Consider the following 17840-nt stretch of genomic DNA (forward strand, 5'->3'; position numbering starts at 1 on the left):
ACACCCTCAATGATCCGAAGACCACCTCAAGTGAGGCCGGCAACCACTGAGACAACGGTTACCCGTTCCCTCAGGACCCAACAACGTGCCCGACACACCCGATCAACAACCCGCCTTCCACGCCGAAGCAGTACTAACGGATGCCAACCAAGTGTGCCGAATAGTCAACGTTCCACCCATGAGCAACCGTGCAGGACATTCGCCTGCAACCGGCATATTTGCTCCTTAGAAAGGAGGTGATCCAGCCGCACCTTCCGGTACGGCTACCTTGTTACGACTTCGTCCCAATCGCTGGTCCCACCTTCGACGGCTCCTCCCCTTACGGGTTAGGCCACCGGCTTCGGGTGTTACCGACTTTCGTGACGTGACGGGCGGTGTGTACAAGGCCCGGGAACGTATTCACCGCAGCATGCTGATCTGCGATTACTAGCAACTCCAACTTCATGGGGTCGAGTTGCAGACCCCAATCCGAACTGAGGCCGGCTTTTTGGGATTCGCTCCGCCTCACGGCATCGCAGCCCTTTGTACCGACCATTGTAGCACGTGTGCAGCCCAAGACATAAGGGGCATGATGATTTGACGTCGTCCCCACCTTCCTCCGAGTTGACCCCGGCAGTCTCCTGTGAGTCCCCATCACCCCGAAAGGCATGCTGGCAACACAGAACAAGGGTTGCGCTCGTTGCGGGACTTAACCCAACATCTCACGACACGAGCTGACGACAACCATGCACCACCTGTATACCGACCACAAGGGGGCGACTATCTCTAGCCGTTTCCGATATATGTCAAGCCTTGGTAAGGTTCTTCGCGTTGCGTCGAATTAAGCCACATGCTCCGCTGCTTGTGCGGGCCCCCGTCAATTCCTTTGAGTTTTAGCCTTGCGGCCGTACTCCCCAGGCGGGGAACTTAATGCGTTAGCTGCGGCACCGACGACGTGGAATGTCGCCAACACCTAGTTCCCAACGTTTACGGCGTGGACTACCAGGGTATCTAATCCTGTTCGCTCCCCACGCTTTCGCTCCTCAGCGTCAGTAATGGCCCAGAGATCCGCCTTCGCCACCGGTGTTCCTCCTGATATCTGCGCATTTCACCGCTACACCAGGAATTCCGATCTCCCCTACCACACTCTAGCCTGCCCGTATCGAATGCAGACCCGGGGTTAAGCCCCGGGCTTTCACATCCGACGCGACAGGCCGCCTACGAGCTCTTTACGCCCAATAATTCCGGACAACGCTCGCACCCTACGTATTACCGCGGCTGCTGGCACGTAGTTAGCCGGTGCTTCTTCTGCAGGTACCGTCACTTGCGCTTCTTCCCTGCTGAAAGAGGTTTACAACCCGAAGGCCGTCATCCCTCACGCGGCGTCGCTGCATCAGGCTTTCGCCCATTGTGCAATATTCCCCACTGCTGCCTCCCGTAGGAGTCTGGGCCGTGTCTCAGTCCCAGTGTGGCCGGTCGCCCTCTCAGGCCGGCTACCCGTCGTCGCCTTGGTAGGCCATTACCCCACCAACAAGCTGATAGGCCGCGGGCTCATCCTGCACCGCCGGAGCTTTCCACCAACCCCCATGCGGAGGAAGGTCATATCCGGTATTAGACCCCGTTTCCAGGGCTTGTCCCAGAGTGCAGGGCAGATTGCCCACGTGTTACTCACCCGTTCGCCACTGATCCACCCCGAAGGGCTTCACCGTTCGACTTGCATGTGTTAAGCACGCCGCCAGCGTTCGTCCTGAGCCAGGATCAAACTCTCCGTGAATGTCTACCCGTAATCGGGCGGCACTCGCGTTGAGCGGCACGGCAACCACCGGAATAGGGTGATCCCGCGCACTGCGTCCTCGCTAGTGTTATTTCAAAAGGAATCTCCAACCCCAGGAAACCTGAGGGCCGGGGATGTCAACATATCTGGCGTTGACTTTTGGCACGCTGTTGAGTTCTCAAGGAACGGACGCTTCCTTCGGACCGCCTTCCAGCGGACCCTCCGGGCTTCGTTCGTGATTCCAGCCTATCAGACGTTTCCGCTCCGTTTACCGGGGCTTTTCGCATCTGAAATCTGGTGTTAACCGCCGAGTCACGGCGACTCGACCAACCATAGCGGGTCGGTGGGCCGAGCGCGAATCGGGGCGCGCCGCGGGGTCACCCGGGCGGCGGCATGATTTGTTGCTCTCGCGAGCATATACAGCAATGGTCCCGATTCGCCAAGATGCCTGTAGAGTGCGGCGCATCGGGCGAGAGGACTAGACCACTCGCGGGGCCGGTGGAACGCCGGTCGGTAGGTAGGCGGGGGCGGGGTTGCGCCCGGGAATGTCAATGTATGTCCGTAGTTGACATGATTTAGGCTTCAGCTGATCGTCGTGCCGCTCCTCGCGGCCACTCGCTGTATTGCGCACTTGGGAGGCACAACCATGACCACTGTGACGTCGCCGCTGACCGGCCGGGTCGTCGGGCTCGCGGGCGTGCCCGACCCGGTGTTCTCGGGTGCGATGGTCGGGCCCGGCACCGCGATCGACCCGGTTCGTCGGCCCACCGAGGCGGTCGCTCCGGTGGACGGCGTCGTGGTCTCCATGCACCCGCACGCCTTCGTCGTCGTGGACGCCGAGGGCCACGGTGTGCTGACCCACCTCGGGATCGACACCGTCCAGCTCAACGGCGAGGGCTTCGAGCTGCTCGTCAACAAGGGCGACACGGTGACCCGCGGACAGGCCGTCATCAAGTGGGACCCGTCCGCCGTGGAGGCCGCCGGCAAGTCGCCGATCTCGCCGATCGTGGCGCTGGAGGCCACTCCCGACTCGCTGGGCACGCTGCGGGAGGACGGCGAGGCCGTCTCCGGCGAGCCGCTGTTCAGCTGGAGCTGACCCCCCTCTCCCCATCCCCCCACAGACTCAGCGGAGAAACAGGTTCATGGAGAAGACACTGCACGGCGTGGGTGTCAGCCACGGGGTCGCGATCGCCCAGGTGCGGCACATGGGGACGGCGGTGCTGGAGCCCCCGGCCACCCGGATCCCCACCGAGGACGCCCCGCGCGAGCAGGCGCGCGCCCAGGCCGCGGTCGAGGCGGTCGCCGCCGATCTCATCGCGCGCGGCAACCTGGCCGGCGGTGAGGCGCAGGCGGTGCTGGAGGCCCAGGCGCTGATGGCGCAGGACCCGGAGCTGATGGCCGACGTGTCCCGCCGGATCGCGGTCGGCAGCAGTGCCGAGCGCGGCGTGTACGACGCCTTCGCCGCCTACCGTGCGCTGCTCGCCTCCGCCGGGGACTACCTCGCCGGGCGGGTCGCCGACCTGGACGACGTGCGCAACCGGATCGTGGCGCGGCTGCTCGGGGTGCCGATGCCGGGCGTGCCGGACAGCGACGAGCCGTACGTGCTGTTCGCGCGGGACCTGGCACCGGCCGACACGGCGCTGCTGGACCCGGCACTGGTGCTCGGGTTCGTGACCGAGGAGGGCGGGCCGACCAGCCACAGTGCCATCCTGGCGCGGGCGTTGGGCGTGCCGGCCGTCGTGGCGCTGCCGGGGGCGACCGAGGTCGCCGAGGGCACCGTCGTCGCGGTGGACGGCAGCTCGGGTGATGTGCTGCTGGAGCCCTCGCCGCAGAAGCAGGAGGAGCTGCGGGCGATCGCCGCCGAGCGCAAGGCCGCGCTGGCCGCCTCCTCCGGCCCGGGGCAGACCTCGGACGGGCACCGCGTCCCGCTGCTGGCCAACGTGGGCGGCCCGGCGGACGTGCCGGCCGCGCTGGAGAACGGGGCCGAGGGCGTCGGCCTGTTCCGTACCGAGTTCCTGTTCCTGGACGACTCGGCGAAGGCCCCGAGCGAGGCGACGCAGGTCGAGGCGTACCGCACGGTGCTGGAGGCGTTCCCGGAGGGGCGGGTCGTGGTCCGGGTGCTCGACGCGGGCGCGGACAAGCCGCTGGACTTCCTGACGCCGGCCGACGAGCCGAACCCGGCGCTGGGCGTGCGCGGCCTGCGCACGCTGCTGGAGCACCCCGAGGTGCTGCGTACCCAGCTGCGGGCGCTGGCCACGGCGGCCGAGGGCCTTCCGGTGCACCTTGAGGTGATGGCCCCGATGGTGGCCGACCGCAAGGACGCCAAGGACTTCGCGAGCGCGTGCCGGGAGGCCGGGCTGGACGCCAAGTTCGGTGCGATGGTGGAGATCCCGTCGGCCGCGCTGCGGGCCAGGTCGATCCTGCAGGAGGTCGAGTTCCTGTCGCTGGGGACCAACGACCTGGCGCAGTACACCTTCGCGGCCGACCGGCAGGTCGGGGCGCTGGCCCGGCTGCAGGATCCGTGGCAGCCGGCGCTGCTGGACCTGATCGCCGCGGCGGCCGACGCCGCGCGGGTGAGCGGCAAGAGCTGCGGCGTCTGCGGTGAGGCGGCCTCCGACCCGCTGCTGGCCGTGGTGCTGACCGGTCTGGGTGTCACCAGCCTGTCGATGGGCTCCGCGTCGATCCCGTACGTGCGGACCGCGCTGGCCAAGTACACGCTGGCGCAGTGCCGCCGGGCGGCCGAGGCGGCCCGGGCCGCGGACAGTGCCGAGGAGGCGCGGGTCGCCGCGCAGCAGGTGCTGTCCGGCGAGTAGGCCGGGAGAAGTAGGGACAGGGAAAGGGGCGTCCCCGCCGTTGCGGCGGGGACGCCCCTTTCGTGGTGTGCGGGCCGGTCAGGCCTGGCGGTCGACGCGGAGCTGCTCGAAGAAGCGCAGGTGCTCGATGTTGTCGACGGAGCCGGGGTTGACGGCCTGCTCCAGCGGGGTGCCGGAGAGGATGCGCTTGACCGGGACCTCGATCCGCTTGCCGGTGAGGGTGTGCGGGAGGCCGCGGACCGCGATGACCTCGTCGGGGACGTGGCGCGGGGACAGCTCGGTGCGCAGCGAGGTGCGGATGCGGCCGATGAGGTCGTCGTCCAGTTCGGCGCCGGGGGCGAGGACGACGAACAGCGGCATCCAGTAGCCGCCGTCGGGCTCCTCCAGGCCGATGACCAGGGACTCGGCGATCTCGGGGAGGCGTTCGACCACCTCGTAGATGTCCGAGGAGCCCATCCGGACGCCCTGGCGGTTGAGGGTGGAGTCGGAGCGGCCGTGGATGACGACGGTGCCCCGGGAGGTGACGGTGATCCAGTCGCCGTGGCGCCAGACGCCGGGGTACGTGTCGAAGTAGCTGTCGTGGTAGCGGGTGCCCTCCGGGTCGTTCCAGAAGCCGGTGGGCATGGAGGGGATGGGCTTGGTGACGACCAGCTCGCCGACGGCGTCGGTGAGCGGCTTGCCCTGGACGTCCCAGGACTCGACGGCGGCGCCGAGGCAGGGGGCCTGGATCTCGCCGAGGTACACCGGGAGGGTCGGGACGCCGCCGACGAAGCAGGAGCAGACGTCGGTGCCGCCGCTGACGGAGGCGAGCCAGACGTCCTCCTTGACCTCGTCGTAGATCCAGCGGAAACCGTCGGGCGGGAGCGGGGATCCGGTGGTGCCGATGCAGCGGACGCTGGAGAGGTCGAGGTCCCGGCCGGGGTGGAGTTCGGCCTTGCGGCCGGCGATCACGTAGGCGGCGGAGGTGCCGAGGACGGTGGCGCCGGTGCGGGCGGCGACGGACCAGAAGGCGCCGGTGTCCGGGTGGCCGGGGCTGCCGTCGTAGGTGACGATCGTCGACCCTACGAGGAGGCCGGCCAGGAGGAAGTTCCACATCATCCAGCCGGTGGAGGTGTACCAGAGGAAGCGGTCCTGGGGGCCGAGGTCGAGGTGGAGGCCGGCCTGCTTGAGGTGTTCGAGGAGGATGCCGCCCTGGCTCTGGACGATGGCCTTGGGCAGACCGGTGGTGCCGGAGGAGTAGAGGACCCAGAGCGGGTGGTCGAAGGGGACGGCCTCGAAGACCGGCTCGACCTCGTCGGCGACCAGGTCGTCCCAGGTCAGGGCGCCCTCGGGGGCGGGGCCGCCGAGCAGCGGAACGTGCACGACGGTGCGCAGGCTGGGCAGTTCGCGGCGCAGTTCGGCGACGACGTCGGTGCGGTCGTGGTCCTTGCCGCCGTAGTGGTAGCCGTCGACGGCGAAGAGGACGGCGGGCTCGATCTGCTGGAGCCGGTCGAGGACGCTGCGGGCGCCGAAGTCGGGGGCGCAGCTGGTCCAGATCGCGCCGACGGCGGCGGTGGCGAGGAGGGCGGCGGCGGCCTGCGGGATGTTGGGCAGGTACGCGCTGACGCGGTCGCCGGGGCCGATGCCCCGGGCGCGCAGAGCGGCGGCCAGGGAGCCGACCTGGCGGCGCAGTTCGGACCAGGTGAGGACGACGGGCTGCTCGGTGGTCTCGTCGAGGTGGAGGATCGCCGGGCGGTCGGCGTTGGCGCTCTTCTCTCCGTCAGGCCCGGGCTCGGCGGCGCGCAGGGCCTGCTCGGCGTAGTTGAGGCGGGCGCCGGGGAACCAGCGGGCGCCGGGCATGGCCGGGTCGGCGAGGACGGCCTCGGGGGCCTGGGTGAAGCGGACGTCGAACCACTGGGTGACGGCCGTCCAGAACCGGTCGAGGTCCTCGGTGGACCAGGCGTGCAGGTCGGCGTAGCGCTCGGCGGCCTGCTGGTCGTCGGCGGCCGGGGCGAGCGGGGCGGCCGGGGCGCCGTGGTGTTCGGCGGCCCAGGCCTGGAAGGCCACCAGGCTGGTGGCGGCCGCGCGAGCGGGGGTGGGGCGCCAGAGCGGCTGGTCCTGGGGTGGGGTGCTCACGGTGGTGGTCTCCCGGGCCGGTGGTGGGGACGGGAGTGCTTGTGGCAGGCCCGTCCGGTTGGGCTGTCGGTGCAGACCATGCCATGTGAGCGGCCGTCGCGCCAGGGTCGGCCGGTGCGGGGCCGGGTGGTCAGCGGGGGGTGAACTCGCCGCTGAACCAGCGACGCAGGACGCCGTTGTGGAAGTCCCAGACGAGCGCGGTGTCGGCGGTGGCGAGCAGCCAGCCGTCGGTCTCGTCGGTGGGGCGCGAGGGCGGGAGGTCGGCGAGAGGTCGGGCGGGGAGCAGGCCGCAGAGCATCACGAAGCGGCCGTTGGGGTCGGAGGCGGTGTGGATCAGGGTGACGTCGGCCGGGTCGGCCGCGATGCCGGTCTCCTCGTGCAGCTCGCGGACGCAGGCCTGCTGCCAGCTCTCGCCGAAGTCCATGTAGCCGCCGGGGAAGGCGAGTTCGCCGTAGCCGGGCTCGATGGTGCGGCGGATGACGACCAGTGCGGGGTCGGCGTCGGGCCGGGCGACGGGGAGGACGGTGACCGCGACGGGCAGGGGGTTGCGGTAGCTGATCTCGGCGCAGCCGGGGCAGGTGCGGGGCCACGTCACGGTGCCGGGCGAGTAGGGCGTGCCGCAGAAGTGGCAGTGGGAGAACGGCCGGTGGACGGGCCTGGTCGCTTCGTCAGTGGTCATGGCCGGATGGTAGCCCGGTGGGTCAATGCGGTTCCCCTGCCGGGCGGGTGCGGTCAGTGGGAGTGGGGCTCGGTGGGTGGTGCCTCGCCCGCTGGGTGCTCGGCCGGTGGGTGCCCGGCCGGTTGGTCCTCGCGGGTGGGGCGGAGCAGGGCGGGGTGTAGCAGGCCGGCGCCGCCGGCGCGGTAGGTGCGGGCCCGGGGGCCGCCGCGGGCTCCGCCGCGCTGGGTGGTGGTGCCGGTGCTCTCGACGAAGCCGGGGACGGACAGGACCTTGCGGTGGAAGTTGCCCGGGTGGAGCTTCTCGGCCCAGACCGCCTCGTAGACGGCGCGAAGGTCGGGGATGGTGAAGTCGTCGGGCAGGAAAGCGGTGGCCAGCGGGCTGTATTCGAGCTTGGCGCGCACCCGGTCCAGGCCGTCGGCGAGGATGCGGGCGTGGTCGAAGGCCAGCGTGAGCGCGGTGGGGCCGGTGCGCCCGTCGACACCACCCCCGTGGGTGTCGGCGGGCGCACCGGCGGCTGTGGGGCGGCCGCAGGGCCGGAGGTCCAGGTCGGCGACGGGGTGCCAGGCGGCGGCCGCGGCGTCCGTCCCGGCCTGGGGGTCGGGCAGGTCGGGTGCGAAGGCGAGGTAGGCGACGGAGACGACGTGCATCCGCGGATCCCGGCCGGGGGCGCCGTAGGTGCCGAGCTGTTCGAGGTGGAGGCGGCAGAGCGTGGCCTCGACCTCGGAGGCGCCCTGCAGGCCCGTCTCCTCGGCCAGCTCGCGGGCGGCCGCCTCGTCCAGGCCCTCCTCGCCGGCCCGCAGGAAGCCGCCGGGCAGCGCCCAGCAGCCCTGGTAGGGCGGGGCGCCGCGCTCGACGAGCAGGACGTGCAGGCTGCCGTGGCGCAAGGTCAGGGCGACCACGTCGACCGTGACGGCGACCGGGGTGTAGGCGCGCGGGTCGTACGCGGCCAGCCACTCCTGCTCCGTCTCGGGCCCGGTGGGCGCGGGCGCGGTGAGGGGCTGTGGGGGCTGCTCGTCCGCCGCCATGGCCGGCTCCTCTCCGCACTCTCCGCACTCGCCGTGCTCGGTGTCGCTCCCGGATTCGCTCCCGTGTCGTTCTCGGGATGAGCACAACGTAGCGATTGTGTTCCCCGGCGGCAAATGGTTTTCCCGGTCCGCGGTGGCGTCCTCCTTCTAGGCTGTGACCAGGAATGACACTCCCCGAGGAGGCCGACATGCCCACTGTTCCCCCGCCGGACTTCGCCGCGGCGCTCGCCGCCGGTCCGCTGGTGCTGGACGGCGGGATGTCGAACCAGTTGGCGGCCGCCGGGCACGACCTGTCGGACGCGCTCTGGTCGGCGCGGCTGCTGGCCGACGAGCCGGAGGCGGTGGTCGCGGCGCACCGGGCGTACTTCGAGGCCGGGGCGGACGTCGCGATAACCGCGAGTTACCAGGCGAGCTTCGAGGGCTTCGCCCGGCGCGGGGTGGGCCGGGCGGAGGCGGCGCGGCTGATGGCGAGCAGTGTGGAGCTGGCCCGGGAGGCGGCGCGGTCGGCGCCGGGCGGGCGGCGGCGCTGGGTCGCGGCGTCGGTGGGCCCGTACGGGGCGGTGCTGGCCGACGGTTCGGAGTACCGGGGCCGGTACGGGCTGAGCGTGGCGGAGCTGGCGGCCTTCCACCGGCCGCGGTTGGAGGTGCTGGCGGCCGCGCGGCCGGACGTGCTGGCGCTGGAGACGGTGCCGGACGCGGACGAGGCCCGGGCGCTGCTGGGGCTGGTGCGCGGGCTGGGGGTGCCGGTGTGGCTCTCCTACAGCATTTCGGGCGACCGGACCCGGGCCGGGCAGCCGCTGGCGGAGGCGTTCGCGCCGGCCGCGGACGTGGCCGAGGTGCTGGCGGTGGGCGTCAACTGCTGCACGCCGCAGGATGCGGACCGGGCGGTGGCGCTGGCCGCCGAGGTGACCGGGAAGCCGGTGGTGGTCTACCCGAACAGCGGGGAGCGCTGGGACGCCGAGCGCCGGGACTGGCGCGGGGAGCCGACCTTCCGTTCGGCCCGGGTGGGCGGCTGGCTCGCGGACGGGGCCCGGCTGGTGGGCGGCTGCTGCCGGGTCGGGCCGGACGGGATCGCCGCGCTCGCGGCGGAGGTGGCGGTGCGCCGGGGACGGTCGAACGATCCGGAAGGTTGACGGCCGGCGAAGGGCGGGTTACCGGGGGGAAGGTGCACGGAGTCTGTACGGCCTGGCAGACTCGTCCCGTCACCACTGCGGTCGACAATGTCGACCGCCTGTCAGCGCGGAGGTTCTCATGCCCGGCCCGATCCAGTCGCTCTCCCGGGCCGCCGCGATCATGCGACTGCTGGCCGGCGGTGAGCGCCGCCTGGGCCTGTCCGAGGTCGCGACGGCGCTGGACCTCGCCAAGGGCACCGCGCACGGCATCCTGCGCACGCTGCAGCAGGAGGGGTTCGTCGAGCAGGACCCGGAGAGCGGCAAGTACCAGCTGGGCGCCGAGCTGCTGCGCCTGGGCCAGAGCTACCTGGACGTGCACGAGCTGCGGGCCCGGGCGCTGGTGTGGGCGGACGACCTGGCCCGGGCGGCCGGGGAGACGGTCTACCTGGGCGTGCTGCACCAGCAGGGCGTGCTGATCGTGCACCACGTGTTCCGGCCCGACGACACCCGGCAAGTGCTGGAGGTCGGTTCGATGCAGCCGCTGCACAGCACCGCGATCGGCAAGGTGCTGGTGGCCTACGACCCGGTCGCGCGCGGGGAGTTGGGCGACGGGCCGTACGAGCCGTACACCCTGCGGACGTTGACCGAGGCGAGCGACCTGGACGCCGAGTGCGCGCTGATCCGCGAGCGCGGCTGGGCGGACTCCGTCGAGGAGACCTGGGAGGGCGTGGCCTCGATCGCCGCGCTGATCCAGGACCGGCGGCGCAATCCGGTGGGCGCGGTGTGCATCAACGGCCCGGTGGAGCGGATCTGTGAGGACGGCTTCGTGAAGCCCTCGCTGGTGGCCTCGGTGCGCAGCGCGGCGCGGGCGATCTCCCGCGACCTGGGTGCCGGGCGGTTCTGAGAAACGCGGTCACATCGTCACGCTGAGGCGCGGACGGGCATGGAGCCTGTCCGCGCCTTGGCGTTTTGTCCGGTTTCGGGCCGCTCCGCTCGGTAACTTCGGGGGACGGGTCGAGGCGAGGGTCACAGCTGCGTAACCCCGCCTTGACGTGGGGGCAACCTGGGGAGGAAGCTTCCGCATGACGGTCGACATTGTCGAACGATGGCCGGGGAGATCACTCCCCCAGTGCGCTCACCCGCACAGCGATCGACCGGCCGCCCACCCCCACCCGCACCTCCGGGCCATATGGACAAGGGAGTCTTTGTGTCCGCGTTCTCCAACGGCGACGTTTTCGTCGGCGAAACCCTCGGCACCGCCGCGCTGATACTCCTCGGCGGTGGCGTCTGCGCCGCCGTGACCCTCAAGAAGTCGAAGGCCGTCAACGCCGGCTGGCTGGCGATCACCTTCGGCTGGGGATTCGCGGTCCTCATCGCCGCCTACATGTCGGCTCCGAAGTCCGGCGCCCACCTCAACCCGGCCGTCACCATCGCGCTCGCCGTCAAGAGCGGCGACTGGAGCCAGGTGCCGCTCTACATCGGCTCGCAGCTGCTCGGCGCGATCATCGGCGCCGTGCTGGTCTGGGCGACCTACCTCGGACAGTTCAACGCCAACGAGGAGCCCACCCTCGGCATCTTCTCGACCGGGCCCGAGATCCGGAACCCGTTCCAGAACGTGCTCACCGAGGTCATCGGCACCTTCGTGCTCTGCTTCGCGATCCTCACCATCGGGACCAACTCCGGCCTCTCCCAGTCCGGCACCGGCACCCTGATGGTCGCCTTCACCGTCGTCGGCATCGGCCTCTCGCTGGGCGGCCCGACCGGCTACGCGATCAACCCGGCCCGTGACCTCGGCCCGCGCATCGCCCACGCCCTGCTGCCGATCCCCAAGAAGGGCGGCTCCGACTGGTCGTACGCCTGGGTCCCGGTCGTCGGCCCGATCATCGGCGGCCTCGCGGCCGGCGGCGTCTACAACGCCCTCTTCTAAGGGGCCCCTGCCGAAGGGCAGAGTCGGACCCGCCGAGCACACGGGGACCGGCCACCGCGTCGGACCCACCCACCCCGTACCCCGAACTCTTGAGCCGAGGACCCTCATGACCTCCACCGGTAACTACATCGCCGCGATCGACCAGGGCACCACCTCCAGCCGCTGCATCATCTTCGGCGCCGACGGCCGGATCGTCGCCGTCGACCAGCAGGAGCACCGGCAGATCTTCCCGCAGCCCGGCTACGTCGAGCACGACGCCGCCGAGATCTGGACCCGGGTGCAGTCGGTCGTCCGCGGTGCGCTGGAGAAGGCCGGCCTGACCAAGGACGACATCCGCGCGATCGGCATCACCAACCAGCGCGAGACCACCGTCCTGTGGGACAAGAACACCGGTGAGCCGGTGCACAACGCGCTGGTGTGGCAGGACACCCGCACCGAGGCGCTCTGCCGCGAGCTGGGCCGCAACGTCGGCCAGGACCGCTTCCGCCGCGAGACCGGCCTCCCGCTGGCCAGCTACTTCGCCGGCCCGAAGATCCGCTGGCTGCTGGACAACGTCGAGGGCCTGCGCGAGCGCGCCGAGGCCGGCGACATCCTGTTCGGCACCATGGACACCTGGGTGATCTGGAACCTCACCGGCGGTGTCAACGGCGGCAAGCACGTCACCGACGTGACCAACGCCAGCCGCACCATGCTGATGAACCTCAAGACGCTCGCCTGGGACGAGAGCATCGCCGAGTCGATGGGCGTGCCGATGGCCGTCCTGCCGGAGATCCGCTCCTCCGCCGAGGTCTACGGCGAGGCCGTCGGCGACCTGGCCGGCGTCCCGGTCGCCTCCGCGCTCGGCGACCAGCAGGCCGCGCTGTTCGGCCAGACCTGCTTCGACGAGGGCGAGGCCAAGTCCACCTACGGGACCGGCACCTTCCTGCTGCTCAACACCGGCGAGAAGATCGTCAACTCGTACCACGGCCTGCTGACCACCGTCGGCTACCGGATCGGCGACCAGGCCCCGGTGTACGCGCTCGAAGGCTCGATCGCCGTCACCGGCTCGCTCGTCCAGTGGCTGCGCGACCAGCTCGGCATCATCTCCACCGCCGCCGAGATCGAGACCCTCGCCAACACGGTCGAGGACAACGGCGGCGCCTACTTCGTCCCGGCCTTCTCCGGCCTGTTCGCCCCGTACTGGCGCTCCGACGCCCGCGGTGTGATCGCCGGCCTGACCCGGTACGTCACCAAGGGCCACCTGGCCCGGGCCGTTCTGGAGGCCACCGCCTGGCAGACCCGCGAGGTCGTCGACGCCATGCAGAAGGACTCCGGGGTCGAGCTCACCGCCCTCAAGGTCGACGGCGGCATGACCAGCAACAACCTGCTCATGCAGAACATCGCCGACGTCCTGGACGCCCCGGTCGAGCGCCCGTACGTGGCCGAGACCACCGCCCTCGGCGCCGCCTACGCAGCGGGTCTCGCCGTCGGCTTCTGGAACGACCTCGACACCCTGCGGGCCAACTGGCACCGCGCCGCCGAGTGGACCCCGCGCATGGACGAGGCCACCCGGGAGCGTGAGTACAAGAAGTGGCTCAAGGCCGTGGAGCGCACCATGGACTGGGTGGAGGAAGAAGAGGACAACTGACCGAAAAGCCGGTCGGGGCCCCGTGCCCCGGCCGGCTGCCCGCTGTTCCGGCAACGGGCGTCACTGTGTTTCACCGGCCCGCCGCACCGGGCCGACCGGCCTCTCCCGGAGGGGCCGCACCGCACACGAGAGGAGTAACGGCGCCGCTCGACCCGCGCGCCGTACACAACCACCATGGCAACCATCCCGACCCTGGGCGCCGAGCGCACCGCCGGCCGCACCGCCTCCCGCGCCGAGACCCGTGAACTGCTCGGCAAGGCCACCTACGACCTGCTGGTGATCGGGGGCGGCATCCTCGGCACGGCCGTCGCCTGGACCGCGTCCCAGGCCGGTCTGAAGGTCGCCATGGTCGACGCCGGCGACTTCGCCGGTGCCACCTCCAGCGCCTCCTCCAAGCTCGTCCACGGCGGCCTGCGCTACCTGCAGACCGGCGCCGTCAAGCTCGTCGCGGAGAACCACAAGGAGCGCCGCGCGCTCTCCACCGACGTGGCCCCGCACCTGGTCAACCCGCTGACCTTCTTCGTGCCGGTCTACAAGGGCGGCCCGCACGGCGCCGCCAAGCTCGGCGCCGGCGTCTTCCTGTACTCGGCGCTGTCCGCCTTCCGCGACGGCATGGGCCGGGTCTCCACCGCCGCGCACGCCGCCCAGCAGGTGCCCGCGCTGCGCACCGAGGGCCTGCGCTCGGTGGCCGTCTACGGCGACCACCAGATGAACGACTCCCGCGTCGCCGTGATGACCGTGCGCGCCGCCGTCGACGCCGGCGCCGTGGTGCTCAACCACGCCGAGGTCACCGGGCTGCGCTTCACCGGCGGCCGGGTCACCGGTGCCGAGCTGCGCGACCGCCTGGACGGCAGCGAGTTCGGCGTCAACGCCCGCCTGGTGCTCAACGCCACCGGCCCGTGGGTCGACCACCTGCGCAAGATGGAGGACGCCGGCGCCGCGCCGTCGATCCGCCTCTCCAAGGGCGCCCACGTCGTGGTCAAGCGCCGCTCGCCGTGGCGCGCCGCGCTGACCATCCCGATCGACAAGTACCGCGTCTCCTTCGCCATCCCGTGGGAGGACCACGTCCTGCTCGGCACCACCGACGAGGAGTACACCGGCGACCCGAAGGACGTCCGGGCCACCGACGCGGACATCGACCAGATCATGGGCGAGGCCGCGCACGCGATCCGCGACGAGCACCTCGACCGCGACCTGATCACCTACTCCTTCGCCGGCCTGCGGGTGCTGCCCGGCGGCCCGGGCGACACCGCCGCCGCCAAGCGCGAGACGGTCGTCACCGAGGGCCGCGGCGGCATGCTGTCGGTCTCCGGCGGCAAGTGGACCACCTACCGGCACATCGGCCGCACCGTGCTGGAGAAGCTGGCCCACGTGCCCGGCACCAGCCTCGGCGAGGACATGTCCCCGATCGCCCCGACCGTCCCGCTGCCGGGCGTCGGCGCGCCGAACGCGGTGGCGCACCGCCTGCTGATCGACCGGGAGCCGGGCTCGCGGATGGAGCCGCTGGTCGCCAAGCACCTGGCCAGCCACTACGGCACGCTCTCCTTCGAGATCGCCCGCATGATCGACGAGAACCCGGAGCTCGGCCGGCCGATCCACGAGGACGGCCCGGACGTCTGGGCGCAGGTCGCCTACGCGGCCGAGAACGAGTGGGCGTACACGGCGGACGACGTGCTGCGCCGCCGCACCACGATGACCGTGCGCGGGCTGGACACGCCGGAGATCCGGGCCGAGGTCGAGGCCTTTCTCGCGAAGCGTGGGGCCAAGTAAGCAGGGCCTTTGCTGCGGGCGGGCGTTCGGGGTTTCCCCGGGCGCCCGCCCGCTGCTTTGAACGCCGAGGGGCGGCACCCGTACCGTCACGGGTGCCGCCCCTTCGCCGGGTACGGCGGCTAGATGATCAGGCTCAGCGGCAGGATCAGGGCGATGGCGACGACCGAGATCACCGTCTCCATCACCGACCAGGACTTCAGCGTCTGGCCGACGCTCATCCCGAAGTACTCCTTCACCAGCCAGAAGCCGGCGTCGTTGACGTGCGAGAAGAAGAGCGAGCCGGCGCCGATCGCCAGCACCAGCAGGGCCGCGTGGGTCGAGGACATGGTCGCGGCGAGCGGGGAGACGATGCCGGCCGCGGTGATCGTGGCGACCGTCGCCGAGCCGGTGGCCAAGCGGATCAGGACGGCGATCAGCCAGCCCAGCAGCAGCGCGGAGATGTGCCACTTGCCGGACCACTCGCTCACCGCGTTGCCGACGCCCACGTCGATCAGGGTCTGCTTGAAGCCGCCGCCCGCGCCGACGATGAAGACGATGCCCGCGATCGGGCCGAGCGACTTGCCGACGGTGTCGGAGATCCGGGCCCGGTCGAAGCCGGCCGCCCGGCCGAGGGTGACCATGCCGAGCAGGGTCGCGGCGAGCAGGGCGATCAGTGGGGAGCCGATGAAGTCGAACACCCGCTGGCCCATCGCCTTCGGGTCGTCGATCAGCACGTCGGCCAGCGCCTTGCCGAGCATCAGCACGACCGGCAGCAGGATGGTCGCCAGCACCGCGCCGAAGGACGGGGTGCGGTCGGGCTTGGCCGACTCCTCGGGAGCGGTGGCGGCCGGGATCTCCAGCGGGCCGACCCAGCGCTCGGCGACCCGTGCGAACAGCGGACCGGCGACGATCAGGGTCGGGACGGCGATCAGCAGGCCGAGCGCCAGGGTGACGCCGAGGTCGGCCTTCAGCGCGTCGACGGCGACCAGCGGGCCCGGGTGCGGGGGCACCAGGCCGTGCAGCACGGACAGGCCGGCCAGGGCCGGGATGCCGACCCGCAGCAGCGGCACGTTGCCGCGGCGGGCGACCAGCAGCACGATCGGGATCAGCAGGACGACGCCGACCTCGAAGAACAGCGGCAGGCCGAGCACGGCGGCGATCAGCGCCATCGCCCAGGGCAGTGCCCGGTTGCCCGTACGGGAGAGCACGGTGTCCGCGATGATGTTCGCGCCGCCGGAGTCGGCGAGCAGCTTGCCGAGCATCGCGCCGAGGCCGATCAGCAGGCCGACACCGGCCACGGTGGAGCCGAAGCCGGTGGAGAAGCTGCTCAGCAGCTTGTCGAAGGGGGCGCCCGCGACGGCGGCCAGCAGGCCGGAGCCGAGCGTGAGGGCGAGGAACGGGTGGAGCTTCAGCTTGGTGATCAGCAGGACGATCGCACCGATGCTGAGGAGCACCGCGATCAGCAGCCTGGTGTCGCTGCCGGTGTGCGGCAGGGCCGGTGGGGCGGCCGCCAGCAGGGTGGGGGCAAATCTCACGCGAGGTCTCCATTGACGGGCCGCAGCAGCGCCACGGCCATCTCGACGAGTTCTTCGGGGGACGGGCCCACGTCCAGGACGGCGCCGCGCTCGTCCGCCTCCAGGGGTTCCAGGGCGGCGTACTGCGAGTCGAGCAGCGACGTCGGCATGAAGTGGCCGGTGCGGTGGCTGAGCCGGTCCTCGACTAGCTCGTGGCCACCGCTGAGGTGCAGGAAGAAGGCACCGGGGCAGGCCGCGCGCAGGGTGTCGCGGTAGCGGTGCTTCAGCGCCGAGCAGGTGACCACACCGCCGGTGCCGGCCTCGGTCCGCTCCTTGAGCCAGCCGCCGATGGCGCGCAGCCAGGGGGCGCGGTCCTCGTCGTCCAGCGGGGTGCCGGCCGACATCTTGGCGATGTTGGCCGCCGGGTGGAAGTCGTCCGCCTCGGCATAGGGGAAGCCGAGGCGGTCGGCCAGCAAGCGGGCCAGGGTGGTCTTCCCGACGCCCGAGACGCCCATCACCACGATGGTGAGGGGGGTCTGCGGGAGGTCGTGGTTCTCGACGCTGAGAGCCATGGGGTGGTGCTCCTTCGTTGCCTGGCCGCCACTATCGCTTCAAAGATATGACGTATTCAAGACCCGGAAACCAAATCGTCATACTTTTGAGCTGTGGGCTCGATCGCACGGGCGGCGGCCGGGTCGGAGCAGGACGCGGCCTTGGAGGGGGCCCCGGAGGGGGCGCGCCGCCGCCGACCACGGGGTGGCCGTCTACGCTGGGCGGATGGAGATCCAGGGGCTGCCCGGGCGGCTGCTTGACGAACTCGGGCCGGCGATCGCGTCGGGGGAGATTCCCGAGGGTGCGGTGCTGCGCGGGGAGGAGCTGGAGGAGCGGTTCGGGGTGTCCCGGACGGTCGTCCGCGAGGCGGTGCGAATCCTGGAGGGGATGCGCCTGGTGGCCTCCCGGCGGAGGGTCGGGATCACCGTGCAGCCGAAGTCGCTGTGGGACGTCTTCGACCCGATGGTCATCCGCTGGCGCCTGGCCGGGGCGGACCGGCCCGCCCAGCTGCGCTCGCTCGGCTCACTGCGGGTCGCCGTCGAGCCGGCCGCGGCGGCGCTCGCCGCGGTCCACGCCAGCGATGACGACCGGCGTCAACTGAGCTCACTGGCCGTCGAGTTGACGGTCTCCGCGCGGGACGCGGACCTGGCCACCTTCCTCGGGCACGACATCGCCTTCCACGCCCTGGTGCTGCGCGCCTCCGGCAACGAGATGTTCGCCCACCTCGGGGATACCGTGGGGGCGGTGCTCACCGGGCGGACGGAGTACCATCTGATGCCGCATCAGCCCGAGCCGTACGCGATCCGGCTGCACCGTGAGGTCGCCGACGCGATCTGCTCGGGGCACGCCGACGAGGCCGAGCAGGCGATGCGGACGATCGTGACGGGGGCGCTCGCGGAGCTCAACCAGCAGTTGGGCTGAGCGCCGGCCGACTAGCCGACAGGTCGGGTGCTGCCGCCGGCCGGACGGTCGCT

At 71.1% G+C, this 17840-nt stretch carries 13 protein-coding genes and 1 rRNA gene; 8 read left to right on the plus strand and 6 right to left on the minus strand.

Annotated features, from left to right (window positions below):
• Positions 1 to 229: 229 nt before the first annotated feature.
• Positions 230 to 1753, minus strand: a 16S ribosomal RNA gene (locus CRP52_RS03935).
• Between the two features lie 646 nt (positions 1754 to 2399).
• Between CRP52_RS03935 and CRP52_RS03940 the strand changes: the two genes are divergently transcribed.
• Entirely contained in the window at positions 2400 to 2849 is a 450-nt protein-coding gene (locus tag CRP52_RS03940) for a PTS sugar transporter subunit IIA (RefSeq protein WP_097235105.1), read from the plus strand.
• Positions 2850 to 2895: 46 nt separating this feature from the next.
• On the plus strand, positions 2896 to 4566 hold the full coding sequence (gene ptsP, locus CRP52_RS03945) for a phosphoenolpyruvate--protein phosphotransferase (protein WP_097235106.1): 1671 nt from the start codon (positions 2896 to 2898) through the stop codon (positions 4564 to 4566).
• 78 nt (positions 4567 to 4644) lie between these two features.
• Here the strand turns inward: ptsP and CRP52_RS03950 are convergent, their stop codons facing one another.
• The 3 genes from CRP52_RS03950 to CRP52_RS03960 form a co-directional block, all read right to left on the minus strand.
• On the minus strand, positions 4645 to 6681 hold the full coding sequence (locus tag CRP52_RS03950; RefSeq protein WP_097235107.1) for an acetoacetate--CoA ligase: 2037 nt from the start codon (positions 6679 to 6681) through the stop codon (positions 4645 to 4647).
• 130 nt (positions 6682 to 6811) lie between these two features.
• Positions 6812 to 7360: an NUDIX domain-containing protein gene (locus CRP52_RS03955; protein WP_097235108.1), complete on the minus strand. Its 549-nt coding sequence runs from the start codon at positions 7358 to 7360 to the stop codon at positions 6812 to 6814.
• A gap of 53 nt (positions 7361 to 7413) precedes the next feature.
• Positions 7414 to 8385 (minus strand): NUDIX hydrolase, encoded by a 972-nt coding sequence (locus CRP52_RS03960; RefSeq protein ID WP_097235109.1) that lies wholly within the window; start codon positions 8383 to 8385, stop codon positions 7414 to 7416.
• Between the two features lie 188 nt (positions 8386 to 8573).
• Between CRP52_RS03960 and mmuM the strand changes: the two genes are divergently transcribed.
• From mmuM to CRP52_RS03985, 5 genes are all read left to right on the plus strand, one after another.
• Positions 8574 to 9518: a homocysteine S-methyltransferase gene (gene mmuM, locus CRP52_RS03965; RefSeq protein ID WP_097235110.1), complete on the plus strand. Its 945-nt coding sequence runs from the start codon at positions 8574 to 8576 to the stop codon at positions 9516 to 9518.
• A gap of 118 nt (positions 9519 to 9636) precedes the next feature.
• Positions 9637 to 10401, plus strand: coding sequence for an IclR family transcriptional regulator (locus CRP52_RS03970; RefSeq protein WP_097235111.1), 765 nt, complete (start codon positions 9637 to 9639; stop codon positions 10399 to 10401).
• Between the two features lie 285 nt (positions 10402 to 10686).
• Entirely contained in the window at positions 10687 to 11424 is a 738-nt protein-coding gene (locus tag CRP52_RS03975; RefSeq protein WP_097235112.1) for an MIP/aquaporin family protein, read from the plus strand.
• A 106-nt stretch (positions 11425 to 11530) separates the two neighbouring features.
• Positions 11531 to 13051, plus strand: a complete 1521-nt coding sequence (gene glpK / locus CRP52_RS03980; RefSeq protein ID WP_097235113.1) for a glycerol kinase GlpK — start codon at positions 11531 to 11533, stop codon at positions 13049 to 13051.
• Between the two features lie 174 nt (positions 13052 to 13225).
• Positions 13226 to 14821, plus strand: coding sequence for a glycerol-3-phosphate dehydrogenase/oxidase (locus tag CRP52_RS03985; RefSeq protein ID WP_097235114.1), 1596 nt, complete (start codon positions 13226 to 13228; stop codon positions 14819 to 14821).
• A 119-nt stretch (positions 14822 to 14940) separates the two neighbouring features.
• Here CRP52_RS03985 and CRP52_RS03990 read toward each other — a convergent pair whose 3' ends face one another.
• Positions 14941 to 16335: a GntT/GntP/DsdX family permease gene (locus tag CRP52_RS03990; RefSeq protein WP_218893062.1), complete on the minus strand. Its 1395-nt coding sequence runs from the start codon at positions 16333 to 16335 to the stop codon at positions 14941 to 14943.
• A complete protein-coding gene (locus CRP52_RS03995; protein ID WP_097235115.1) occupies positions 16332 to 16886 on the minus strand; it encodes a gluconokinase in 555 nt (184 codons plus the stop codon). Before CRP52_RS03995 ends, CRP52_RS03990 begins: the two co-directional genes overlap by 4 nt.
• A gap of 205 nt (positions 16887 to 17091) precedes the next feature.
• Between CRP52_RS03995 and CRP52_RS04000 the strand changes: the two genes are divergently transcribed.
• The gene (locus CRP52_RS04000) at positions 17092 to 17787 is read left to right on the plus strand and encodes a FadR/GntR family transcriptional regulator (RefSeq protein ID WP_097239812.1); all 696 of its coding nucleotides are present in this window, start codon (positions 17092 to 17094) and stop codon (positions 17785 to 17787) included.
• The last annotated feature ends 53 nt before the right edge of the window (positions 17788 to 17840 follow it).

It is taken from the genome of Streptomyces sp. 1331.2, from assembly GCF_900199205.1.
Classification (GTDB): Bacteria; Actinomycetota; Actinomycetes; order Streptomycetales; family Streptomycetaceae; genus Kitasatospora.